This window comes from Nonomuraea sp. B208, from assembly GCF_057536035.1.
Window position 1 is genome coordinate 104,165 of sequence record NZ_BAAJOU010000028.1, and the last position, 23,151, is coordinate 127,315.

The 23,151-nt window shown below is 71.0% G+C and carries 22 protein-coding genes and 1 other RNA gene; 11 read left to right on the top strand and 12 right to left on the bottom strand.

The window, feature by feature from the left end:
- The first annotated feature begins 22 nt into the window (after window positions 1-22).
- Window positions 23-1,201 (top strand): hypothetical protein, encoded by a 1,179-nt coding sequence (locus AC27IY_RS36770; protein ID WP_487180853.1) that lies wholly within the window; start codon window positions 23-25, stop codon window positions 1,199-1,201.
- A gap of 30 nt (window positions 1,202-1,231) precedes the next feature.
- On the opposite strand, the gene AC27IY_RS36775 is transcribed toward AC27IY_RS36770, so the two are convergent.
- Window positions 1,232-2,263 carry a copper resistance D family protein gene (locus AC27IY_RS36775; protein ID WP_423450885.1) on the bottom strand — a complete coding sequence of 344 codons (1,032 nt, stop codon included), beginning with the start codon at window positions 2,261-2,263 and terminating at the stop codon, window positions 1,232-1,234.
- Window positions 2,260-3,126: a copper resistance CopC family protein gene (locus AC27IY_RS36780; RefSeq protein ID WP_487180854.1), complete on the bottom strand. Its 867-nt coding sequence runs from the start codon at window positions 3,124-3,126 to the stop codon at window positions 2,260-2,262. Before AC27IY_RS36780 ends, AC27IY_RS36775 begins: the two co-directional genes overlap by 4 nt.
- A gap of 51 nt (window positions 3,127-3,177) precedes the next feature.
- Between AC27IY_RS36780 and AC27IY_RS36785 the strand changes: the two genes are divergently transcribed.
- On the top strand, window positions 3,178-3,945 hold the full coding sequence (locus tag AC27IY_RS36785) for a class I SAM-dependent methyltransferase (RefSeq protein WP_487180855.1): 768 nt from the start codon (window positions 3,178-3,180) through the stop codon (window positions 3,943-3,945).
- Here AC27IY_RS36785 and AC27IY_RS36790 read toward each other — a convergent pair.
- The 3 genes from AC27IY_RS36790 to AC27IY_RS36800 form a co-directional block, all read right to left on the bottom strand.
- On the bottom strand, window positions 3,899-4,723 hold the full coding sequence (locus tag AC27IY_RS36790; RefSeq protein WP_487180856.1) for an SDR family NAD(P)-dependent oxidoreductase: 825 nt from the start codon (window positions 4,721-4,723) through the stop codon (window positions 3,899-3,901). The genes AC27IY_RS36785 and AC27IY_RS36790 overlap by 47 nt on opposite strands.
- Window positions 4,720-5,706 carry an AurF N-oxygenase family protein gene (locus AC27IY_RS36795; RefSeq protein ID WP_423450881.1) on the bottom strand — a complete coding sequence of 329 codons (987 nt, stop codon included), beginning with the start codon at window positions 5,704-5,706 and terminating at the stop codon, window positions 4,720-4,722. Before AC27IY_RS36795 ends, AC27IY_RS36790 begins: the two co-directional genes overlap by 4 nt.
- Window positions 5,707-5,772: 66 nt before the next feature.
- Window positions 5,773-6,372 (bottom strand): TetR/AcrR family transcriptional regulator, encoded by a 600-nt coding sequence (locus tag AC27IY_RS36800; protein ID WP_423450880.1) that lies wholly within the window; start codon window positions 6,370-6,372, stop codon window positions 5,773-5,775.
- 215 nt (window positions 6,373-6,587) lie between these two features.
- Between AC27IY_RS36800 and AC27IY_RS36805 the strand changes: the two genes are divergently transcribed.
- From AC27IY_RS36805 to AC27IY_RS36815, 3 genes are read left to right on the top strand one after another with little or no spacing between them, the layout of a single operon-like run.
- Window positions 6,588-7,754 carry an acyl-CoA dehydrogenase family protein gene (locus tag AC27IY_RS36805; protein WP_487180857.1) on the top strand — a complete coding sequence of 389 codons (1,167 nt, stop codon included), beginning with the start codon at window positions 6,588-6,590 and terminating at the stop codon, window positions 7,752-7,754.
- Window positions 7,751-8,785, top strand: a complete 1,035-nt coding sequence (locus AC27IY_RS36810) for an acyl-CoA dehydrogenase family protein (protein ID WP_487180858.1) — start codon at window positions 7,751-7,753, stop codon at window positions 8,783-8,785. The genes AC27IY_RS36805 and AC27IY_RS36810 overlap by 4 nt, the downstream gene beginning before the upstream one ends.
- Window positions 8,785-10,275 carry an AMP-binding protein gene (locus AC27IY_RS36815; protein WP_487180859.1) on the top strand — a complete coding sequence of 497 codons (1,491 nt, stop codon included), beginning with the start codon at window positions 8,785-8,787 and terminating at the stop codon, window positions 10,273-10,275. Before AC27IY_RS36810 ends, AC27IY_RS36815 begins: the two co-directional genes overlap by 1 nt.
- 3 nt (window positions 10,276-10,278) lie before the next feature.
- Here AC27IY_RS36815 and AC27IY_RS36820 read toward each other — a convergent pair whose 3' ends face one another.
- From AC27IY_RS36820 to AC27IY_RS36840, 5 genes are all read right to left on the bottom strand, one after another.
- A complete protein-coding gene (locus AC27IY_RS36820; RefSeq protein WP_487180860.1) occupies window positions 10,279-11,277 on the bottom strand; it encodes a helix-turn-helix transcriptional regulator in 999 nt (332 codons plus the stop codon).
- Between the two features lie 43 nt (window positions 11,278-11,320).
- Complete coding sequence (locus AC27IY_RS36825; RefSeq protein ID WP_487180861.1) at window positions 11,321-12,748, bottom strand: Nramp family divalent metal transporter; 1,428 nt, start codon at window positions 12,746-12,748, stop codon at window positions 11,321-11,323.
- Between the two features lie 66 nt (window positions 12,749-12,814).
- A complete protein-coding gene (locus AC27IY_RS36830) occupies window positions 12,815-13,603 on the bottom strand; it encodes a GNAT family N-acetyltransferase (protein WP_487180862.1) in 789 nt (262 codons plus the stop codon).
- Between the two features lie 4 nt (window positions 13,604-13,607).
- A complete protein-coding gene (locus tag AC27IY_RS36835) occupies window positions 13,608-14,639 on the bottom strand; it encodes a dipeptidase (RefSeq protein WP_487180863.1) in 1,032 nt (343 codons plus the stop codon).
- Between the two features lie 9 nt (window positions 14,640-14,648).
- Window positions 14,649-16,103 (bottom strand): flavin-containing monooxygenase, encoded by a 1,455-nt coding sequence (locus AC27IY_RS36840; protein WP_487180864.1) that lies wholly within the window; start codon window positions 16,101-16,103, stop codon window positions 14,649-14,651.
- 94 nt (window positions 16,104-16,197) lie between these two features.
- Between AC27IY_RS36840 and AC27IY_RS36845 the strand changes: the two genes are divergently transcribed.
- The 6 genes from AC27IY_RS36845 (at window position 16,198) to AC27IY_RS36870 (ending at window position 20,795) form a co-directional block, all read left to right on the top strand.
- Window positions 16,198-16,998 carry a Nif3-like dinuclear metal center hexameric protein gene (locus AC27IY_RS36845; protein ID WP_364444143.1) on the top strand — a complete coding sequence of 267 codons (801 nt, stop codon included), beginning with the start codon at window positions 16,198-16,200 and terminating at the stop codon, window positions 16,996-16,998.
- Window positions 16,999-17,000: 2 nt separating this feature from the next.
- A complete protein-coding gene (locus AC27IY_RS36850; RefSeq protein ID WP_487180865.1) occupies window positions 17,001-17,741 on the top strand; it encodes a zinc ribbon domain-containing protein in 741 nt (246 codons plus the stop codon).
- Entirely contained in the window at window positions 17,738-19,000 is a 1,263-nt protein-coding gene (locus AC27IY_RS36855; protein ID WP_487180866.1) for a bifunctional RNase H/acid phosphatase, read from the top strand. Before AC27IY_RS36850 ends, AC27IY_RS36855 begins: the two co-directional genes overlap by 4 nt.
- Before the next feature lie 190 nt (window positions 19,001-19,190).
- Window positions 19,191-19,581, top strand: an RNA gene (rnpB, locus tag AC27IY_RS36860) — RNase P RNA component class A.
- A gap of 62 nt (window positions 19,582-19,643) precedes the next feature.
- On the top strand, window positions 19,644-20,216 hold the full coding sequence (locus tag AC27IY_RS36865) for a YwqG family protein (protein ID WP_487180867.1): 573 nt from the start codon (window positions 19,644-19,646) through the stop codon (window positions 20,214-20,216).
- Window positions 20,217-20,297: 81 nt separating this feature from the next.
- Entirely contained in the window at window positions 20,298-20,795 is a 498-nt protein-coding gene (locus tag AC27IY_RS36870; RefSeq protein WP_487181219.1) for a P-loop NTPase family protein, read from the top strand.
- A 674-nt stretch (window positions 20,796-21,469) separates the two neighbouring features.
- On the opposite strand, the gene AC27IY_RS36875 is transcribed toward AC27IY_RS36870, so the two are convergent.
- Both AC27IY_RS36875 and AC27IY_RS36880 read right to left on the bottom strand, forming a co-directional pair.
- On the bottom strand, window positions 21,470-21,886 hold the full coding sequence (locus tag AC27IY_RS36875) for a hypothetical protein (protein WP_423476745.1): 417 nt from the start codon (window positions 21,884-21,886) through the stop codon (window positions 21,470-21,472).
- 75 nt (window positions 21,887-21,961) lie between these two features.
- Window positions 21,962-23,137, bottom strand: coding sequence for a helix-turn-helix domain-containing protein (locus AC27IY_RS36880; protein WP_487180868.1), 1,176 nt, complete (start codon window positions 23,135-23,137; stop codon window positions 21,962-21,964).
- Window positions 23,138-23,151 lie beyond the last annotated feature (14 nt).

Below are 23,151 nucleotides of genomic sequence, written 5' to 3' on the forward strand. Positions count from 1 at the left end.
GAGGACCGTAAGATTCACTCCCGTGAAGTCTCCAGCATCGATCAAGAAGGCCGCTGAGTGGGCCTTGCCGTACTGGACCAGAGGCCAGGCGGGGCGCGAGACGCCGAACGACCTGTTCAGGGTGCTCTACTTCGGATGGCTGGTGGCGCTCACGCTCAAGCTGCTCGGCTCGGCCTGGGACGTCTCGTGGCACTTCAAGTGGCTGCGCGACGACCTCGCCCCGCCCCACCTGCTCAACTCGGCGGGCACCGCGATCGTGGTGGCGCTGACGATCATCCACGGCTACACCGGCTACGGCGTCGACAAGCTCGCGCTCAGGCTGATCCAGTGGGGCACCGGGATCTTCCTCGTCGCGGTCCCGCTCGACCTGATCAACCACCGCGTCAACGGGCTCGACATCACCTCGTGGAGCCCGTCGCACATCATGCTCTACGTTGGAACGTTCTTCATGATCGCGGGCGTGATCCGCGGCTGGTTCATGGGCGCGCCGCCCGGCAGGGAGCGCACGCTCGTGCTGGCCGCGTTCCTCGCCTTCTTCCTGGAGAACGTGCACTTCCCCGAGCAGCACCAGGAGTACGGCATCCTGTCGGTCGGCGCCTGGGACAACAACGCCGTCTACGCCGAGCCGATCCTGCTGCAGTTCGCCGCCGACCAGATGGGGCGGCCGGTGGACCGTACGATGATGCTCGGCTTCGCACTTCCCGTGCCCGACTTCCTCTACCCGGTCTACGCCGTGGTCGCCGGGCTGTCGGTGCTGGTGGTGGCCCGGCTGCTGATCGGCCGCTTCGGCGCCGCCACCCTCGTCGCCGGGGCGTACGTCGCCTTCCGCACGCTGATCTGGCCGCTGCTGACCTTCACCGGCTTCCCGCCGTCGGCGGTGCCGTTCTTCCTGGTCGTGGCCGGGCTCGCGGTGGACGTGGCGTTCCTGCTGCGGATGCCCGCGGTACGGGCCGTCGTGGGGGCCGTGGGGGCGACCGCCGTCGCGTACGGGGCGCTCGTCGTCCAGAGCACGATCATGGGCGCGGTGTACGGCGCCGTGAAGGGCCAGGAGGGGCTGGCCGGCGCGCCGCCCCTCGCCACGCCCTCGGCCGTCTGGGCCGGGCTCGGGCTGCTGGCCGCCTGGCTGGCCGCCGAGTGGATCGCCCGCAGGCGCGTCCCCGCCCCCGCGCCGATCGAGGCCCCGGCGGTCGTCATCGCCTGAGCCCCGATCCCGGCACCCGATTCTGGCGGGTCAGGCGATGGAGGCGCGGGTGAGCGCGACCGCCACCCCGTACGCCAGGCCCATCACCGACACCTCGGCCACCGCCCAGCCCACCAGGGCGGTGGCCCGGCCGGTCCTGATGGCGGGCAGCAGGCGGAAGCGGATGTGCGCGGCCAGCGGCACCAGCGCGGCCACCAGCGCGGTCTTGGCCACGACCAGCAGGCCGTAGTGGCTGGTCACGATCGCGTCCGGCAGCGTCACGCCCGGCGTCAGCGCCATCGTGCCGAGCCCGGTCACCAGGCCCGACAGGCCGACGAGCAGCAGGCACAACGTCGCCAGCCGGGAGAATTTGGGCAGCGTCACCGCCAGCAGGTCGCGGTGCGGGCCCACGAAGGCGACGGTCGCGATCAGGCCGCCGGTCCAGGCGGCCGAGCCCATCACGTGGATCTCCATCGAGACCATGATCGGGTCGTGCCAGACCGAGTCGACGGCGTGGCCGGTCACCGGGATGGGCAGCAGGCCGAACAGCGCCACGATCACCCGCAGCTCGGCGGGCACCTTCTCGCCGAACCGCACCGCCATCAGGCCGATCCCGGCGGCGGCGAGCGCGCACGCGGCGCTGAACAGCAGGCCCTGGCCCGTCCCGACATTCCCGACATAGTCGGCGATCATCCCGAACGTCGGCACGACGCCCGGGTTCAGCTCCGCCGTCTGGAACACGATCGTCAGCAGGGCGCAGATCGCCCACGCCCAGGCCGCGACCACGGCCAGCGGACGCACCCGCAGCAGGATCGGCTCTGTGCGGTCGGGGGCGTCGAAGCCGAGCAGCTTCGGCAGCAGGCTCAGGCCGACCACGGCGACGGCGGCGAGGTCGAGCAGGACCCGTACGACGGGCAGGCCCACCTCGACGACCGGGCCGGGCATCGGGATGCCGGGGACGGCCTCCTGCGCGGTGAACGTGCTCGCCGCCACGGCCGCGACCACGGCGCACACACCGAACGCCCCGGCCAGCAGCTTCCCGCCGGTCCGGGGACGGGCAAGGGCGGGAGCCGCGACACTCACGACCGCACCCCCTCACCGGAGTCGGTCGTGGAGGGGGCGGCGGGCCCCGTCGGAGCTGAGGCAGCGGGTGCCGCCGGGTCCGGAGCAGCGGGTGCCGCTGGGGCCGAGGGCAGGGTGCCTGGTGCCGCTGGGGCCGAGGGCGGGGTGCCTGGTGCGGCGGGGGCCGGGGGTGGGGTGCGGCGGAGGGCGACGACGGTGCCGGCGGCGAGCAGCACCAGCGCCCCGACGATCCAGGCGACCGCCATCCCGGCCCCGCCGTTCGCCGCCGCCTCAGCCGCCGCCCCCGAGGCCCCTGCGGCGTCCGAGGCCGCCACAGCCTCCGAGGCCGCCACAGCCTCCGAGGTCGCCACAGCGTCCGGGGCCGCCGCAGCATCCGGGGCCGCAGCGTCCGGCGTGGTCGCAGTGTCCGGGGTGGCCATGCCGTCCGGGGCCCCTGCGGCATTCGGGGTGCCCGCGGCGTCCGGGGTGGCCTCCGCGGGTGCCGGGGAGGCGGGGCCGGCCGAGGCCACAGTGAAGGTGAGCTTGCCGGTTACCGGGTGCCCGTCGGCCGACAGGATGCGATAGCCCACCACATACGCCCCGCCCCCCGGCAGCGCCTTGAGCTTCACCGACACCCGTTCCGCGGCCACCACCGCGTCCCCGTCGGCCCAGGAGGAGCCGTCCGCCCCGGTGACCCCGATCTGCGCGTACCCCTGCCGCACCGCCTGGTCGAAGACCAGCGTCACCCGCCCGGGCGCGGTCGTCAGCGTCGCCCCGTCCCGGGGGTCGCTGCCGACCAGCACGTTGTGCGCCTGAGCCGCGTACGGAGGTACGACCACCGCCGCGACGCAGGCGAGCAGCAGGACCGTGAGTAGCCGCCTCAAAGCCGAAAGCCTTCCATCGAACACGTCAAGAACCCGTATATGGTCCCATCCATGGGAAGCCCGTTCAGCGGCGCGGCGCCGTACTACGCCAGACACCGGCTGGATCACGGCGAGGAGGCCATCGCCCACGTGGCCGCCGTCCTGGGCAGGGACGCGACGGTGCTCGACCTCGGCTGCGGCCCCGGCACGGTGGCGATCCCGCTGGCCCCGTACGTACGCGAGGTCCTGGCCGTGGACCCGGACCCCGAGATGCTGGCGGAGGGCCGCCGCCGGGGCGCGCACCTGCCGAACGTCCGCTGGCTGTCCGGCGACTCCACCGGGCTGGCCGCGCTGCCGCCGTTCGGCCACGTGGTGATGGGCCGTTCGTTCCACTGGATGGATCGCCGCGCGGTGCTGGCCGAGCTCGACCGGCTGCTCCCGCCGGACGGCGTGGTCGTGCTGTTGGGGCCGTCCAGGCAGCCGCCGGAGGAGCCGTGGGAGCCGGCGATGCGGCGGGTGCGCGCCCGCTTCGGCGTCGGGAAGCAGACGGCGCCCGCGACCTACCAGGCGACCGGCCTGCACCATCACGACGTCCTGGCCGCCTCGCCCTTCTCCGACCTCACCACGGACTGCTGGGAGCGGCCCGTGACGACCGGCCTCGACACCGTGCTCGGCCTGCAGTTCTCCTATTCCTACAGCACGCCTGCGCACCTCGGCGAGCGGCTGGAGGCGTTCGTCGAGGACGCGAGGAGGGAGCTGCTCGCCGACAACCCCTCAGGCGAGTGGGAGCACGTCAGGCAGACCGAGGTGGTCGTGGCGCGCCGTCCTCCCCGCGGTTGACCCGTCGGGACGCCAGCCCGGCGACCCGCACCGCGCCGCCGGGCCACAGCCGCGCCAGCCGCCAGGCGATCCGCGCCGACGCGGGCGCCGCGATGACGGCCTTGCCGCGGGCCATGCCGCGCAGGACGTCCGCGGCGAGCGCGTCGGCGGAGTAGAGCCGTCCGGGGCCGATCGCCTGCCGCGCGGCCGCGCCGATCCTGGTGGCGGGCAGCCCGGGGTTGGCGTTGTCGAGCAGCGGCGTGTCCACGAAACCTGGGCAGACCACGCACACGCGTACGCCGTGCTCGGCCGCCTCGGCCCGCAGCGCCAGCGACAGCCCGACGACGGCGTGCTTGGTGGCGGTGTACGGGAGCATCAGCGGCGCGGGCACCAGCCCCGCCATCGACGCGGTGTTGACGATGTTCCCGTGCCCCTGCCGCACCATGATCGGGTAGGCCGCCAGCACCCCGTGCACGACGCCGCGCAGGTTGACGTCGATGGTCCGGTCCCAGTGCGCCCGCGTCATCTCCAGCGCGGTGCCGCCGACCGCGATGCCGGCGTTGTTGACCATGAAGTCCAGCCGCCCGCGCTCGCCGGCCACCCGCTCGACGAGCGCGGCCACGGCCTCGGCGTCGGTGACGTCCACGCGCGCGTACTCCAGCTCGCCCTTGCCCCAGGCGGCGAGGTCGGCGGGCTCGTTCAGGTCGGCGACCGTGACGGCGACGCCGCGCGCGGCGAGCGCCCGCGCCAGCGCCCGCCCGATCCCGGACGCCCCTCCGGTGACGATCGCGGTCCTCACCGGCCCGCCGTCCCCGGCTCCGCCCAGATGCCCATGGCCCGCCAGAGCCGCCGGGTGAACCGGTTGACCAGCCCCAGCTCGGCGCAGAGCTCACGGGTCTTGCCCACCGAGTCGCGGATCTCGCGCCGCGCCTCGGGGTTGCGCAGGTAGACCTCGGCGACGACGTTCGGGGGGATGCGGAAGTGCCGGATCATCGCGCCGGGCGGCGCGAGCATGATGCGGGCCATCACGCCGAGGATCAGCGGCGCGGCGACGCCCAGCATGAACCGCCGGTACGCGGGCATGCGCGGCACCCGGTTGCGCAGGTAGTGCCGGGCGAAGGAGATGTGCCTGGCCTCCTCCGCGATGTGGATGCGCATGATCGTCTCCTCCAGCGGGTGGTGCGGCCGGTCGTCCTTGAGCACCTTGCGCTGCACGTGGTCGATGGGATCCTCCCCGCCGAGCACGAACACGAAGAACAGCTCGGTCGAGATCAGCGGGATCAACGGCGCGACCTGCGCGACTAACGACAGCGGCCGCGGCATGCCCCGGATCGGCATCCCGGTACGGTTCACGAACTCCTGGAACATCATCCCGTGATGTCCCTCTTCAATGGTCTCGTGGTAGACGTACCGGAACTCCGGCGACCCGTTCGGCAGCCGGTAGGCGTAGTTGAGCAGCCCGCGCTTGAGCAGGTTCTCGAACTGCAGGCCGATCTTCATGGCGGTGGCCACCCGCCACAGCCCGATCGCGGCGCGCGTCTCCGGGGTCCTGGCGCGATACCAGGGGTGCCCGCCCAGCTTGTCCACCTCGGGCAGCTCCCACCGGGGGTCGGCGGGGTCCACCCGGTACTCGGGGTCGTCCCAGGGGATGTCGCGGTAGGGCTCCCAGTGCTTGTCCACCGACGCCTTCGACAGGCGGTCGATGACCGCCCGGTAGGCGGCGCGGCCGGCCACCTGCTCGTCGGCTTCCCTGGCGGTGATAGAGCTCGGTGCGCGTGTCATCGCATGCACTCCTCTCCTCGCCAAGTAATTGTACGAACTGTCCAATAACTCGGGAAGAGGGGTGTTTCACAGCTTTTCGAGGGATAAGCCGAGTTCGTTCGCCGCCGTCGTACGGATCAGCGTGTTGATCCGCCGCCGCGAGAGCACCTTGGGATGCACGTTGATCTGGATGGCCAGCCCGTCGATGAGCCCGAAGATCCGCCAGGACGCCCCGTCGGGGTCGGGACAGGTGAACTCGCCGGCCGCGGCGCCGTCCTCGATGATCGAGCGCAGCAGCAGACGGCCGTGCGTGTCGATGCGGCGGGAGATCTGCTCCAGCTCCGCGTTGCGCATCGCCTCCGCCCACGCGTCGATCCACAGGCGCCAGCCCTCCGGCTGCATGTTGGGGGCGCACACGCGCAGCAGCCGGCGCAGCCGGTCGAGCGGCCCGGCCTTGGACTGCTCGATGTCCTCCAGCGTGGTCAGGTGCTGCCGGGCGGCGTACATGAAAGCCTGGGCGAACAGCCGTTCCTTGCTCTCGAAGTGGTAGAAGAGCAGGGCCTGGCTGACCCCTGCCGCGCGGGCGATGTCGACGGTCCTGGTGTGGCCGAAGCCCTGGTCCGCGATCACCTCGCAGGCGGTCTTCAGGAGATCCTCACGCCGTAATCGGCTGAAACCAGATGTCACAACGGGTAACTCTTTTCAATGCTGACTATCTTCATGATCATGGTATCGGCCGGTCCTCGCCCGTAGTCGATCAGGGCCGGAAACCATCCCTTACCCGCTCGCCTGGGCCTTCACCCCCAGGCCACCTCCAGGCGCGCCGCGTCGGCAGAGCAATGCTCTATGCGTCCCGCGTTCGCCTGATTAGAGTAAGTGAGCACTGATACCGAGGAGTCGAAGTGAACCTTGCTGACTACCGGCGTGCAGCCAGGGCCTGGCTGGAGGAGAACGCTCCGCACGGCGATCCGCCCGGGACGGACGCCATCTCCAGGGCCAAGGAGTTCATGGCCAAGCTCTACGACGCCGGCTACTCCGGCATCACCTGGCCCGCGCAATGGGGCGGCCAGGGGCTGACGCAGGCGGAGGAGCGCGCCTTCGCCGCCGAGGCCCGCGACTACACCCTGCCCACCTACGTCTTCTCGATCGGCCTCGGGATGACCGGCCCGACCCTCGTCGACCGGGGCACCGACGCCCAGCGCGAACGGTTCGTCCGCCCGCTCCTGCGCGGCGAGGAGATCTGGTGCCAGCTCTTCTCCGAGCCGGGCGCGGGCAGCGACGTCGCCAGCCTGCAGACCAAGGCCGAGCGCGACGGCGACCACTGGGTGGTCAACGGCCAGAAGGTGTGGACCTCGGTGGCCCACCACGCCGACTGGGGGCTGCTGCTGGCCCGCACCGACGTGGAGGTGCCCAAGCACAAGGGCCTCACCATGTTCGTGGTGGACATGCACCACCCGGGCGTGACCGTACGCCCGCTCAAGGACATGTCCGGCCGGTCCAACTTCAACGAGATCTACTTCGACAACGTGATCATCCCCGACGAGCACCGCGTCGGCGAGGTCAACGACGGCTGGAGCGTGGCCGTCACGACGCTGCTGCACGAGCGGCTGTCGATCTCCGCGGGCGTCGGCATGGGCGGCTCGAAGGACCACCCGGCCTCCGTGGAGGCGCTGCGCAAGGTCCTCGACACGAGCGATCCACTGGTCCGCGACCAGCTCGTCGAGCTGCACATCCGCAGCCGCGCGCTGGCCCTGTTCAACCAGCGCCTGTCCCAGGAGACCAAGGCCGGCATCTTCCCCGGCGCGCGGGGGAGCGGCGCCAAGCTGCTGCTGGCCGAGCTCACGATGTTCCAGGCGGACCTCGCCACCCAGCTCGTCGGGCCGGAGACGGCGCTGGCCGACCATCCGCTCGCCCAGGCCCTGTCCATCGCGCCCGGCCTGGCGCTCGGCGGCGGCACCAACGAGATCATGCGCAACATCGTGGGCGACCGCGTGCTCGGGCTGCCACCGGAGCCGCGGGTGGACAAGAACGTGCCGTTCAAGGACCTGAAGGTGGGGACGCAGGCGTGAAGCTCGTACTCGGCGAAGAGCAGCGGCAGCTCCAGGAGTCCGTCAGGTCCTTCCTGGGGTCGGCCTCGCCGCTGCGCAAGGCCCGCGAGGGCTACGACCCGCAGGTCTACGCCCGGCTGAACGGCGAGCTGGGCCTGTCCGGCCTGATCATCCCCGAGGAGTACGGCGGCGCCGGCGCCGGACTCACCGAGCTGTCGGTCGCGCTGGAGGAGACCGGCGCCGCGCTGCTGCCGGGACCGTTCCTCGCCACCGCGTTCGCCGCGATCGCCCTGACCGCGACGCCCGACAAGGAGCTGCTGTCCGGCATCGCCGACGGCCGCCTCGCCGCCACCCTGGGCCTGCCCGCCGGCGACGCGCCCACCTGCGACGGCACGTCCGTCAGCGGGCGGCTCGCGCAGGTGCTGAGCGGCATGGAGGCGGACGTGCTGGTCACGCCCGCGACCGCGGCCGACGGCGGCGCGGTCATGGTCGCCGTCGAGCTGACCGCCCCCGGCGTCACCAGGACCGCCCTCGACGCCCTCGACCTCACGCGCGGCCAGGCCGAGATCGTCCTCGACGGCGCGCCCTGCCGGGTGCTCGGCCCCCGCGGGGACGACGGCGTCATGGACCGGGTGTGCGTCGCGCTCGCCGCCGAGCAGCTCGGCGTCATGCGGGCCGCGCTCGACGCCATCGTCGCCTACGCCAAGATCCGCGTCGCCTTCGGCCGTTACATCGGCTCCTACCAGGGGGTCAAGCACAAGCTCGCCGACATGCACAACAAGCTCGAACAGGCCGAGTCCATCGTCAGGTACGCCGCCTGGGCCGCCGACGAGGCCCCCGACGAGCTGCCGGAGGCTGCCGCGCTCGCCCAGGCGTACATCGGCCGCGCCTGCTTCGAGGTCGCCCGCGACCACCTGTTGCTGCACGGCGGGATCGGATACACCTGGGAGCACGACGCTCACCTGTTCTACAAGCGGGCCAAGACCGACGAGGTTCTGCTCGGCCCGCCCCGGATCCACCGTGCCCGACTCGCGGAGCTCCTGGAGCTGTGATGGACTTCGACAAGACTCCCGGTTTCTACGCCATCGCCGCCGCACACCCCGACCGCCTGGCCGTCATCGACACCGACGGCACCCGCACCACCTACGGCGAGCTGCTCACCCGCGTCAACCAGGTCTCGCACGGCCTGCGCGCCCGCGGGCTCGGCGTCGGCGACGTGGTGGCGGGCGTGCTGCCCAACGGCATCGACGCGGTCGTCATGCTCATGGCCACCGGCCAGCTCGGCCTCTACTACGTGCCGATCAACTGGCACCTGACCGAGGCCGAGGTGGCGTACATCCTGCGCGACTGCGACGCCAAGGTCGTCGTCACCGGCCCCGACCACCAGGTGCCCGGCGCCGAGGTCGGCACGGCCGGGCTCGCCGAGGGGCAGCCGGGCGACGCGCCCGCCGACCGGACCAGCGGCGCGGTCATGTGGTACACCTCCGGCACCACCGGCTTCCCGAAGGGCGTCCAGCGGTCGCTGCCGGGCGCCGAGCCGGAGGCGATCGTGCCGCTGTACGCGTGGTTCTTCGGCGAGGTCGTGGACCTCAAACCGGGCGACGAGACCCACCTCGTGACCTCGCCGATGTACCACTCCGCGCCGTGCGCGCACACCCAGTTCGCGCTGCACTTCGGGCACACCGTGGTGATCACCCCGCGGTTCGACCCGGAGAACATCCTGGAGCTGGTCCAGCGATACCGGGTGACCAACGCGATGATGGTGCCGACGATGTTCCACCGGATGCTCCAGCTTCCGGAGGACGTACGCGCCAAGTACGACGTCTCCAGCCTGCGCCAGGTCATCCACACCGCGGCGGCCTGCCCGGTCGCGGTCAAGCAGCAGATCATGGACTGGTGGGGGCCGGTGCTCTACGAGTACTACGGCTCCACCGAGTCCACGATCGCCTTCGCCGTCAAGCCGCACGACTGGCTGGCGCGGCCCGGCACGGTCGGCCGGCCCGCGCCCACGTTCGAGGCGAAGATCCTCGACGAGGACGGCGAGGAGCTGCCGCCCGGCGAGCCCGGCATGATCTACGTCAAGTCCACGATGGGCCGCTTCGAGTACCGCAAGGACCCGGCGAAGACCGCCGCCAGCATGCGCGGCGAGTGGTACACACCGGGCGACATCGGCTATCTCGACGAGGACGGCTTCCTGTTCCTGTGCGACCGGCGCACCGACCTCATCGTCTCCGGCGGGGTGAACATCTACCCGGCCGAGATCGAGGCGGCGCTCCTGGAGCACCCGGCCGTGGCCGACGTGGCCGTCATCGGCGTGCCCGACGATGAGTGGGGTCACAACGTGGTCGCGCTCGTCCAGCCGGCCGAGGGCGTCGAGGCGGGTCCTGAGCTGACCGCCGAGCTGCTGGAGCACTGCGGGCCGCGCATCGCCAGGTTCAAGCACCCGAAGGTCGTCGAGTACCGCGAGCTGCTGCCGCGCACGCCCACGGGCAAGCTGTCGCGCTCGAAGGTGCGTGCCGAGTACCTGGACGGAACGGCATAGGCACTACTCCGGGCCCGGCCGCTCGCCGGGCCCGGACCGGCCGCCGGCCGCGCGGCGGTAGCGCTCCGCCAGCCGCCCCACGGCCTCGGCCAGCTCCGGCGGGTCGAGCACCTCGAAGTCCTCGCGGATGAACCCGACCCAGACCGCCAGCCCTTCGAGGTCGTCGCCGCCTACCTCCACCAGGCAGCTCGCCTCGTCGCGCGGCCGCGCCTCCATGCCCAGCCTGGCGAGGTAGCCGAGCCGCCCGGCCGGGGCGTGCACGAGCAGCGTCGCCCGGTGGCGCACCATCGCCGTGCTGATGCCGCGCTCCACGTAGGCCGCCACGTCGCCGTCCGCCGGCAGCTCGCGCGGGACGAACCGGGGGCCGCCCGGGGTGCGCGGCCGGATCCGGTCCACCCGGAACGTACGCCAGTCGCGCCGCTCGACGTCGTACGCCACCAGGTACCAGCGGCCCCGCCGGTGCACCAGCCGGTGCGGCTCGACGTCACGCACGGTGTCGTCGCCGTCGTGACCGGTGTAGTCGAAACGCAGGCGCTCGTGGTCGCGGGCCGCGTTCGCGATCGTGGTCAGCAGCTCGGGCGGCACGGCGGGCGCGCCGGGAATCCGGTACGCGGCCTGCACGGTGTAGGAGTTGAGCGCCTGCACCCGGCGGCGCAGCCGCGCCGGCAGCACCTGCTCCAGCTTGGCCAGCGCGCGCACCGACGTCTCCTCGATGCCCTCCACGCCGCCGCCCGCCGCCCGGCCGAGCCCGACGGCCACCGCCACGGCCTCCTCGTCGTCGAGCAGCAGCGGCGGCAGCGCGGCGCCCGCGCCGAGCCGGTAGCCGCCCGCGACGCCCGGCGTGGCGTGCACCGGGTAGCCGAGCGCGCGCAGCCGCTCCACGTCGTTGCGGATGGTCCGGGTCGAGACCCCGAGCCGGGAGGCCAGCTCGGGGCCGGACCACTCGCGGTGCGCCTGGAGGAGCGAGAGCAGCTTGAGCAGGCGGGCGGAGGTTTCCAGCATGACGCCCAGTCTGCCCGCTCTCGCGGAAGGAACCGTTCCTTGTTCAGAACAGCTTCTGCGCCTGCTGCACGACGGTCAGCACGGTCAGCGTGCCGAAGAACGCGACCGACCAGACCAGCGCCCCCAGCCGGTACGACCGCACCCTGATCTCCCTGGGCAGGGCCCGCCGGTTGAGCACGATCAGCAGGATCGAGTACACGAACATCATCACGGCCGCGAAGCTCGCCGAGAACACCAGCAGGATCAGCGGCTGGTCGAAGCCCAGCAGCAGGATCGCGACGCCGACCAGCACCAGCGCCCACACGGTCAGGAAGTAGACCCGGTTGACCGACACCGGCCGGTCACGCAGGTAGACGGTCTTGATCGTGTCGGAGGCGAGCCGCGAGGTGTAGTCGACGATGCCCATCGCCGAGGCGAACAGCGCCAGCGCGCCGATCACCCAGAACAGCACGCCGAACCACGCGCCGACGGCCTCCTGCAGCGCCCGGCCCTCCACCTCCAGGAAGCCGATGCTGTTCTGCAGCCCCTCCCGGCCGAAGACGGTCGAGTACGCCAGCATCGACATCAGGGCGATCGTCACGAACGACACCAGGGCGAACGTCCACGCCTGCTCGACGTTGGCGAAGCGCCACCACCGCCGCCAGCGGGCCAGGTTGCCCTCGGTCGGGGCGAACTGGTAGCCCGTCGTGGGCGCCGCCTCCTCCTGGCCGGTGACCGGGCTGACCAGGCGGGGGACGTACAGGCCCATGCCGAAGCCCTTGTCGCGGATCCAGTTGCTCTGGCACAGGTTCTGGCCGCCGCCGGCGCCCGCGTACGCGATGGCGCCCATGAGCACCGCGAACTCCAGCTCGGGCACCGGGAACCCGGCGTTCACGGTCATGCCCTTGCCCAGCTCGACCCAGCTCTCGGCGGTGATGGCGAACAGCACCGCGACCACGATCAGCGTCACGACCAGGGCGATCTTGAGGAAGATCACCCGTTCGAGCAGCGTGTAGATCACCGGTGCCAGGGTCAGGCCGAGCGCGATCACCAGCAGCATGCCGATCGCGATCCACCGGACGCTGCCCGCGCCCGTCCCGGTGAGGTACGTGACCATGGTCGCCGAGCTGGTCACCCAGCCCGGCCACAGGTTGGAGCAGAGCGTCATGAGGACGAAGACCAGGCCCCAGTGCCGCCACATGCGGCTGAAGCCGGTGAGCGCGGTCTCGCCGGTGGCCAGCGTGTAGCGCTCGATCTCCATGTTGAGGAACCACTGCGTGATGATGCCGATCGCCGCGCCCCAGACGAAGATCAATCCGACTTGGGAGGCGATGTACGGCCAGAGGATGAACTCGCCCGACGCCAGGCCGACGCCCGCGCCCACCAGGCCGGGGCCGATGACGCGCCAGGTGGATCGGGGTGGTTCGGGCAGGTCGCGGACGGTGACGGGGGGTAGGACTCGCGCAGGAACGGTGGGGGTGAACTCCGCCATGCGGATCTCCTTGCTCGGCGTGCCTCACCGATCACCTTACAAAGACCGCCAACGGGGGTGAAGTGGTCAGTGAACCCACACTTCGTACTCGCCCCGATCGGTGAACCCGATGACCTCGCCGCCCGCGCCCATGAGCCCGCCGAGCGCCGTGCGCACCGCCGCGCGCCACTCCGCGGCCGTGCCGGGGTCGGTGCGGCGCAGCTCCTCGACGTCGGGCGGGGTGCCGACCAGCACGACCTCGCCGCCCGCGAGGTGGAAGACCGGACGGCCGTCCTCGCAGGCCAGGAGCGCGCGCGGCGGCTCGTCCACGGCGGGTCCGTCCGCCGCCGCCGCCCGGCGGTCCTGGTCCACCGGCCACACCGCGAGCAGCCGGTCGGAGGCGTCGCCCTCGTTGATCGCGTCCGCCATCGTCCCGTAGAAGTCCTCCAGGTACTCCTCCGGGCGGGCGCCCAGCTTGACCAGGTTGAAGCGGGCGTTGCGGCGGACCAGCGGGTCGAAGGTCCAGGTGATCCGCCGCAGCCCGCGCTTCCTGCACCAGTCGCGCTGGTGGAGCTTCAGCGCGTAGCCGACGCCGCGGCCCGCCGCCGCGCCCGTGACGTGCGAGTGCAGCGTACGGTCCGCCGCCAGGAACCCGACGGACGCGCCGACCAGCGTGCCGCCGTCATAGGCCCCCGCCACGTAGCCGCCGCCGTGCGCGAAGCCGATCATCAGCTCCAGCGGGACGGGCACGTTGCGCGGTTCCGGATGCCAGATGTCGTCGAACAGCCGGTTGACCTGCTGGAACTCGTCGATCTCCGACAGCTCCCTGATCACGACGCCGGCCCTGGCCGCCGCCTGCTCGCTCGCGGGTGTCATGTTCTCAGCTCAGCAGTTCGCCGAAGAGCCGGTGCACGTTGCCGCCGATGATCTTCTCGACGTCCTTCTCCGGCAGGCCGCGGGCGAGCAGCCCCTCGGTGACCAGCGGCAGGCCCTCCGGCCCTGCCAGCCCGGGGACCGTCGCCTTCGGGTCCACGCCGCGGTCGTTCTCGCCCTCGCAGAACGGCGGCAGCAGGTCGTCGTAGACCTCCTTGACGAAGTCGGGGCCGAGGCCGACGTGGTCGACGCCGGCCACCCCGGCGATGTGCTCGATGTGGTCGAGCAGGCGGTCGAGCGTGTAGCCGGCCGGCTCCTCGGCCAGGAAGGGGGCGAAGAAGTTGACGCAGATCACGCCCCCGGTCGCGGCCACCCCGCGCAGCTGCTCGTCGGTGAGGTTGCGGTGGTGGTCGCGCAGCGCGCGGGCCGCGGAGTGGGTGGCCATGACCGGCCTGGTGGCCAGCTCCAGGACGTGCGCGACGCCCGAGGCGCCGAGGTGGGAGACGTCGAAGATGATGCCGAGCCGCTCCATCTCCGCGAGGACGGCGACGCCGTGCGAGGTCAGGCCGCTGCCGGTGGCGTCCTCGGCGCTGCCGTCGGCCAGCGGAGTGCGGCCGAAGTGCGCGATGGACGCCACCCGTACGCCCAGCCGGTGCATCGTCGGGATCAGCTCGACGCTGGCGTCCAGGCCCGGCATGCTCTCCAGCGCCAGCACCAGCGCGATCCTGCCCGACTCCAGCGCCGCGTCGATCTCGCGGGCGTCGCGGCAGAGCGCGACCCGGTCGGCGTTGCCCTCGGCGATCACGTGGGCGCACTCGATCATCCGCAGGGTCTGCCGCAAGGCGCCCTCGGGGCGGTACTGGTCGTCGATGAAGACCGGCAGGACCTGCAGGTCGACGCCGCCCGCCGCGAGCTGCGGCAGCCAGCGCTCGCGGAAGAACGACGACCACACGTGCGGCGGGCGGGCGGAGACGGCCATCAGCAGGTCGTTGTGCGTGTCGGCGACGACGGCGCGCTGGTGCAAGGGGTGAAGCGTCATGCTCGGACGTTACCGTGCCGGGACCGGCCGGTAGGCGCCGCCCGGCGCCTTGCCGGTGAGCCGGCGGTAGAGCGGCGTCGAGCCCGGCCAGTTGTTGGTGACGCGGCCTTGGGCCGTTTTGTACCAGCTCTGGCAGCCGCCGCCCCACACCATGCGGTCCATGGCGGCGTCGAGCTGCCGGGTCCAGGCCGCCATCACCTCGGGGCGCACCTCGATCGGGCCCTGCTCGGCCAGCCGGGGCAGGCAGGCCATGATGTGGGCGACCTGGCATTCGAGCATGAAGATGATCGAGTTGTGGCCGAGGTTGGTGTTGGGGCCGTACAGCAGGAACATGTTGGGGAACTCCGGCACCGAGATGCCGAGATAGGCCTCCGCGCCGTTCGCCCACCGCTCGCTCAGTGAGCGGCCGGAGCGGCCGGTGATCTCCATCGGGGTCAGGAACTCCGTGCTCCTGAACCCGGTCGCGTAGACGATCGTGTCGACCTCGCGCAGCCCCTCGGTGGTCTCGACGCCGCGCGGGCCGATGCGGACGATCTTGTCGGTGATCACGTCCACGTTGTCCCTGGTGAGGGCGGGGTAGAAGCGGCTGTCGATGACCACGCGCTTGCAGCCGGGCGGGTAGTCGGGGATGAGCTTGGCGCGCAGCTCCGGCTCCGGCACCTGCTCGTACAGGTGGCCGAGCGCCCGCTTCCGCAGCAGGCCGGTGCTCCAGCCCTGGGCCAGCGCGGGGTAGAGGGTGGCCTCGGCGTACCGGTAGATCCACTCGCGGTAGGCCCGCTGCAGGCCGGGGACGTAGTGGAGAGCGAGCTTGGTCAGCGGGCCGAACGTGGCGTCCGGCTTCGGGATCACCCAGTTGGGGGTGCGCTGGAAGACGTGCAGCCGCGCGGCCCGCTCGGCGACGGGCGGGATGAGCTGGGCCGCGGACGAGCCGGTGCCGATCACCGCGACCTGCCTGCCGGTGAGGTCGTGGTCGTGGTTCCAGCGGGCGGAGTGGAAGGAGATGCCCGCGAAGTCCGACATTCCGGGGATGTCGGGGAGGTGGGGGCGGTTGAGCTGGCCGACGCTCACCACCATGACGTCGAACGCCTCCGTGTGTTCGTCCCCGTCCGGTCCGGCGGCGGTGATCTGCCACTGACGGCCGTCGAACGCCGCGCTCCTGACCTCGTTGCGGAACCTGATTTTTCGCCGTACGTCGTATTTGTCGGCGCAGTGCTGCAGATAGCCGAGGATTTCCGGCTGGTCCGGGTAGCGACGGGTCCAGCTCGCGTACTTCTCGAAGGAGTAGGAATACAGGTGGGACGGGATGTCGCAGCCCGCCCCCGGATAACTGTTGTCGCGCCAGGTCCCGCCGAGGTCGTCCGCCTTCTCGAAGATCGTGTACGCGCGGATGCCGGCCCTTTCCAGCCGGATCGCCATGCACAGTCCGCCGAAGCCGGCTCCGATGATCGCGACGCTTGGTGCCATGCCACCCTCCGCCTGTCAGTGTCCACTTACATTACGCCGAACGTCGTTTCGCCGCGACCCTCCCGGAGGCCGATAGTCTTCGCAGGTGGCTGCTGTGACGTTGACGGACGTGATCGGAGTGCTCGAGGCGGCCTACCCGCCCGCCCGGGCCGAGTCGTGGGACGCCGTGGGGCTGGTGTGCGGCGATCCCGATCAGGAGGTGCGGCGGGTGCTGCTCGCCGTCGACCCCGTCGCGGCCGTGGCCGAGGAGGCCCTGGAGTGGGGCGCCGACCTCATCGTCGTCCACCACCCCCTCTACCTGCGCGGCACCACGAGCGTGGCCGCCACCACGCCCAAGGGCCGGCTGATCCACACCCTGATCAGGCGCGGCGTCGCCCTCTACACCGCCCACACCAACGCCGACGTCGCCAACCCCGGCGTCTCCGACGCGCTGGCCCGCGCCGTCGGGCTGACCGGCGACCTGGTGCCGCTGCGGCCCTTCCCCGACGACCCGTGGCGCGGCCTCGGCCGCATCGGCGAGCTGTCCGAGCCGACGACGCTGGGCGAGTTCGCGGCGCGGGCGGCCGAGGGGCTGCCCCGTACGGCGTGGGGCATCAGGGTGGCGGGCGAGCTCTCCCGGCCGGTGCGCCGGGTCGCGGTCAGCGGGGGAGCGGGCGACTCCCTGCTCGGCACCGCCGCCGAGGCCGGCGTCGACGTGTTCCTGACCGCCGACCTGCGCCACCATCCGGCCAGCGAGTTCGTCGAGTCGGGCGGGCCCGCGCTCATCGACGCCGCGCACTGGGCGACCGAGTGGCCGTGGCTGGAGAGCGCGGCGTCCATCCTGCACGCCAGTGGCGTTACCGTTGAGACGCGTGTCTCCGCCACGGTCACCGATGCTTGGACAAGAGGATATTGATCATGAAAGCTGCGCCTGACGCCCAGAAGAGATTGCTCGACCTGGCAGAGCTCGACTCCGTGGCGGACCGGCTGGCCCATCGCCGCCGCACCCTGCCCGAGCTGGCCGAGATCGACGAGAGCTCCAAGCAGTACGCCAGGCTCGCCACCCAGGTCATCGAGGCCGAGACCGAGGCCGGCGACCTCGCCCGCGAGCAGGCCAAGGCCGAGAGCGACGTCGACGCCGTACGCACCCGCGCCGACCGCGACCAGAAGCGCCTCGACTCCGGCGCCGTGACCTCCCCGCGCGACCTGGCGAGCCTGCAGTCCGAGATCGCCTCGCTGCACAGGCGCCAGGGCGACCTGGAGGAGGTCGTGCTGGAGATCATGGAGCGGCGCGAGGCCGCCGACAGCAAGGTGCGCGACCTGGTGGCCAAGCGCGACGAGACCGCCGCCGCGCGGTCGGCCGCCGAGGACCGCCGCGACGCCGCGCTGAAGGAGATCGACAAGGAGGCGGCCGACGTCCAGGGCCGCCGCACCGGCGTCGCCGCCGAGATCCCCGCCGACCTGCTCAAGCTCTACGAGAAGCTCAGGGAGCAGTACGGCGTCGGCGCGGCCATGCTCCGCCACGGGCGCTGCCAGGGCTGCAAGGTCGCCCTGTCCATCGCCGAGATGAACCGCATCAAGGCCGCACCCCACGACGAGGTGCTCCGGTGCGAGGAGTGCCGGCGGATCCTCGTCCGCACCCCAGAGTCCGGCCTGTGAGTCACTACGTCATCGAGGCCGACGGCGGCTCGCGCGGCAACCCCGGCCCGGCCGGCTACGGCGCGGTCGTCAAGGACGCGGCGAGCGGCCAGGTGCTCGCCGAGGCCGCCGAGGCGATCGGCGTCACCACCAACAACGTGGCCGAATACCGCGGGCTCATCGCCGGGCTCCAGGCCGTGCTGCGGGTGGGCGGCGAGGGCGCGGCCGTCGCCGTCAGGATGGACTCCAAGCTGGTCGTCGAGCAGATGGCCGGCCGCTGGAAGATCAAGAACGAAGGGCTGCGGCCGCTCGCCTCCGAGGCGGGGGCGCTGGTGCGGCGGCTGCGGGTCACGGAGTGGACCTGGATCCCGCGCGAACGCAACAAGCACGCCGACCGCCTGGCCAACGAGGCCATGGACGCCGCCGCCCAGGGGCTGCGCTGGAAGGCCGGCGGCACAAGCGACAGCGACGAACCGGGATTGCCCCCTTCGCCTTCGCCTTCGCCTGAGCAAACCGATCTTTTGGACGTCAGCAGCATCTCCGCCCCAGCCCGAGGCTCGTCGGACCTCTCCGCGCCTACCGCCTCCGTGGCCGCCGCCCAGCAGCGCACCCGGGCCGCCGGGAAGAAGGTGGAGACGGGCACTGGGTGGCGTCCCCCCACCCGCGTCGCCACATCCCTGCTCCTCCTCCGCCACGGCGAGACCGAGCTCTCCCTCGAACGCCGCTTCTCCGGCCTCGGCGACCCCGAGCTCACGCCCAACGGCCTGTCCCAGGCGGAGGCCGCCGCCGTACGCCTGTCGCGGGAGCCGTACCGGCCCGACGTGATCGTCTCCTCCCCGCTGAAGCGCGCCCGCCAGACCGCCGCCGCCGTCGCCGCCCGCACCGGCCTCGACGTCGAGGTGGACGACGAGCTGAGGGAGGCCGACTTCGGCGAGTGGGAGGGACACACCTTCACGGAGGTCCAGCGCCGCTGGCCCGCCGAGCTGACCGCCTGGCTCGCCGACCCGGAGGCCGCCCCGCCCGGCGGCGAAAGCTTCGCCGTGGCCGCGCGCCGCGTGCAGGCGGCGGGGGAACGCCTGGTGGAGCGGTACGAGGGCAAGACCGTCCTCGCCGTCTCCCACGTCACCCCCATCAAGATGCTCCTGCGCCTGGCACTCATGGCCCCGCTGGAGTCTCTCTACCGCATGCACCTCGACCTGGCCTGCCTGAGCCTGATCGAGTACTACGCCGACGGCCCCGCCGTCGTGAAGTCCTTCAACGACACCGCCCACCTGCGCTGACCTCACGCTCACGCGGAGCTGCGTCGGAGCTGTGGCGGAGCTGCGGTGGAGCTGTGGCCGTGCCGGGGTCCGCCAAGGCCCCGGCACGGCCGCCTGCGCATCGCCCCCCTCAGGCGATGACCTGCCCATTCCATCGGAGCGATCTTGCGGCTGAGTTGAGAACGGCTTGAAACTGATAGCCTTTACCAGACGAGTCGGCCGGGCGACCGCGTCGGGCTCCCAGCGGGCCCGCCGAGGAAGGTCCGGGCTCCACAGGGCAGGGTGGTCGGTAACACCGACCCGGGGTGACCCGCGGGACAGTGCCACAGAAAGCAAACCGCCTCCCGCACGCCGGGAGGTAAGGGTGAAAGGGTGGTGTAAGAGACCACCAGCGCCCACGGCGACGTGGGCGGCTAGGTAAACCCCACCCGGAGCAAGGTCAAGAAGGAACGCTTCTCGAAGCGTTCCGCGCGCGACGTTCGAGGGCTGCCCGCCCGAGCCGCGCGGGTAGACCGCTCGAGGCCGCCGGCAACGACGGCCCTAGATGGATGGTCGCCCCTTCACACGAAGGACAGAACCCGGCCTACAGGCCGACTCGTCACTCCCACCCCTCCGCGGCCGTGACGCCCGGACGATGTCGGTCGCGATGGTTAGGGTGCCCGGCATGACGACCGAGAACCCGCCGTACCGGCTTCTCCTCACCCCCGCTGAGAAGCCGATCCGCGAGCACGTGACCAAGTTCGGTGGTGCGCCGGTGTGGGTGAACGAGCCCCAGTGGCCGCTTTCGCGGCGCCTGGAGCGGCCGATGATGTTCATCGGCCAGTTCCGGCTCCCGGGCCCGGAGCCGCGGATGGCATACCTGTTCATGACCTACGACGACATCGACTGCACCTACGAGAGCGAGGCGGGGGAGAACGCGCTGATCGTCCAGCCCGGCCGGGTGCCGCCGTTCGTCGAGGTGCGTGCTGATGTCCACGGTCCGGCCATCTGCGAATACGCTGCCGAACTCGATGTCGCCAACGCCGGCGAGCTCGACGACGTCTACCACAGCCGCATCGGCGGACTCCCGACGTGGCTGCAGGGCGAGGAACACCCCCGCGGCGCGTGGGACTTCCTGTTCCAAATCGACTCGGTCGGGCCCCTGGGCAACGACGTCAACTTCGGCGATGCAGGGGTCGGCTACGGCTTCCTCAGCCCGGACGAGGAGGAAGGCCGCTTTTTATGGCAGTGCTGCTAGCGCTCAGCCGGACCTGGCCTGGCATCTCACTATCACTGCTTCGACCAGGCCCGTTCTCTACTACGGTGGAACGCCGTGGAGATGAACCGGGTCGCCGTCGTCGGGTCCGGCGGAAGCGGCAAATCCTATGTCGCTCGCGAACTCGGCCGTTTGCTCGATGCGCCGGTCACGCACCTTGACGCGGTCTTTTACGACGACGAGTGGAACCCGCTGCCGCCGGAGAAGTTCGAGGCGGCCCAGCGGGAGCTGGTCGCAGCACCGCGCTGGGTGATCGACGGCAACTACGACTCCTCGCTGCACGTCCGGCTGGAAGCGTGCGACACCGTGGTGATGATGGACGTGCCTACCCGGGTCGCCCTGTGGGGGATTCTCTCCCGCCAGCTCCGGCACGGCGCCGGCCAGCACACCTCCGGCGTCTACAACCGTATCCACTGGGGCGTGATCACCTACGTGGCCACCTACCGTCGGCGCATGCGCCCCAAGGTGCTGGCGAAGATCCGCGAACTCGCCGCGGGCAAGCCGGTGGTGTTCCTGACCAGCCGCGCCGAGACGCGCCGCTGGCTGGAGCAGGTGGGGTAGTGAGGGCGTCGCCGTCCAAGGCGAGCGAGCAGCCTTCCCAGGGTGCTGGCGGTCGGTTCTACCGTGCCGGGTGGGCCGGTTCGGGCACGTAGGTCGGGGATGCTGGAAATCCCTCATCTACTCAGTCATGTCTCGGAGCTTTTTCGTGTAATTGCGAGGCAACCGGAAAGGCGCGAGAAGACAGGCGGCTTCTACGTGCAGGAAGGACCATTTCCTCTCCAACCGGAGGCTGCCCTAACGTCCCGATAGAGGGGCCGGCAGCTTCGCATCTCTATCAAGGTGTCTATGGCGCCCGTCTCCGCAGGCCGTCGTACGGCCTGGCGAGAGCTTGACGCCAATCTTCGCGGATCTCCTCCGCGCGCCGCCGAGCTTGCTCGGGCGAGCGAAATTCCTCAACCGGGTACGGCACACCTGCCGCCTTATGGAGGCGAGGGGAGGGAGTGTATCGGTTGAGGTAGTAGTGGATCGAGAAGGCCTTAACGCTTCCCATCATCCCGTATTCGAGTCCAATGGCGTTGCCCGGACACCAGACTATCGCGGGAACGACCACGCGCATGCTGGACCTCTTGTTCTGCGATTTGGCTGCACCGACAGCAGAATGCGACGCTATTTCCCAGTGATCGCCGCGCTTGGCCTGCAGATCTTCGATGGTCCCGTGGGTGCGGGTTGTGCCATCATTCACCGGTGCACCCCGCGTGCTGCGCGATCACTAGTGCTGCCTGATCGGGGAGGTGTGCGGGGACGACCGCGATCCAGTCACGGGGTATGTCTGCGACCGGCGCCGCCATGCGCGCCAGCTCGACCAGGTAATTACCGGAGCGCTCCCCGATGGTTACCGTGGCGACTCTCCGCCCGGCGTCCGCGTAGACGAGCAGCGCTGGCGGATAGCGGCGTTTCTCGGCGCTCGGTTCAGGTTGCCTTTCGCAGTCGATAGCAATCCGGGTAATCAGCTCAGCATGCACGCCGACTGTTTTCGCCAGGTGCTTCAAAACGCCGTCCAGTGCGGCACGCTGCCGGTCGGCTTCCGCCTCTGTGACGGGCTCGCCTAGTTCTAGTCCTTCGAGCTGTGCGGATGGGTTTCGAGAGCGCATGTCCACAAGGTAGAAAGACCGAGGCCAAGCTGTCTGTGGCACTTTCGGCGGGCCGCGCCGTGAAGTGCCACACGCCTACGGCTCTACACCCACCGCGTCCGCCAATTTCCGCATTTCCGGTGTCAGCGTGCGACGGCGGCCGACGATCGTCCGGAGCGTGTCCTGGGCATAACGCTGATTCGGCAGCCATGTGGGCGCCTCGCGTGCAAGCTGCGACAGGATATCTAGGGCTTTGTCATATTCGCGTAGCATGACATGAGCGTTGGCCACGTCCAGAAAATGCCGGTTTCGGTTATCGCTGGTGGGTCTCAACCCTGGAGGTACCTCGCGTGCGAGCCGTAGGGCCCGCTCTGGCTGATGCTCGATGATGGCGTTCTCCACCCGCTTCATCTGAACCGTGGCAGGTCCGAACGTCGTGAAGTATTCGTGGTACGAGCCGTGTTCCCGTCCCATGCGAACCGCGCCCGACAGGGCCAGCCGCATCATGTCGTCCGCCTCGTCCGGCCGGTTGTCTCGAATGGCTGCCGCACTGCCGCGCAGCAGCAGCCATCCCCAGGCGGAGAGTTCCGTGCTGGTCGCTCGTGACATGCGCGGCTCGATCTCGTCCGCCCAGTCGACGGCGCGCGAACGTGCTTCATCAAGGCGGCGCTGGCGCAGGAGGAGCCAGCACAAGGTGATGACGGCGGACGCGGCCTCCATGCGGTCGCCAGTCTCGATCGCGTCCGCTACGGCGCCTTCCAGGGCGAACTCGGCCACGTCGAACACTCGGGTCTGGGTAGCCAGGGAGCCGGCCAGTTGCAGGACCCTGGCGCGGATGGCCAGGGCTTCCGGTCCGCCGTGCTCTACAAGGGTTTGTGCTTCCTTCACCAGGACGGGCAGGATCGTGGTCAGCTCGGCGTATGCGTCGTCGTGGTACAGCCGTACCGCGCTTGCGATGGCGGACCGCAAGCCGTCTGGGGTCGGCACGTCTTCCACGTCGGCCGGGGCCGCGCCCTGTAGCGCTTGCCGTAGCGGCGCGAGGCGGTCCCCGTCCCCGCTCTGCTGTTCGGTCTCCGGCACGGGGCCGAGTAGCGCAGTAGTGGTGACGTCCAGCGCTGTGGCCCAGGCCCGAATGGTCTCGATGCGTACGCTCTTGCGTTCGCCTTGCTCTACCTTCCGGATCAGGGACAGGGCGACGCCGGACCGTGCGGCCAGCTCGCGCTGGCTGAGGCCGCGCAGCTTCCGGTAGGACTGCAAGCGCTCTCCGAGCATGTTTCCATCTTGAG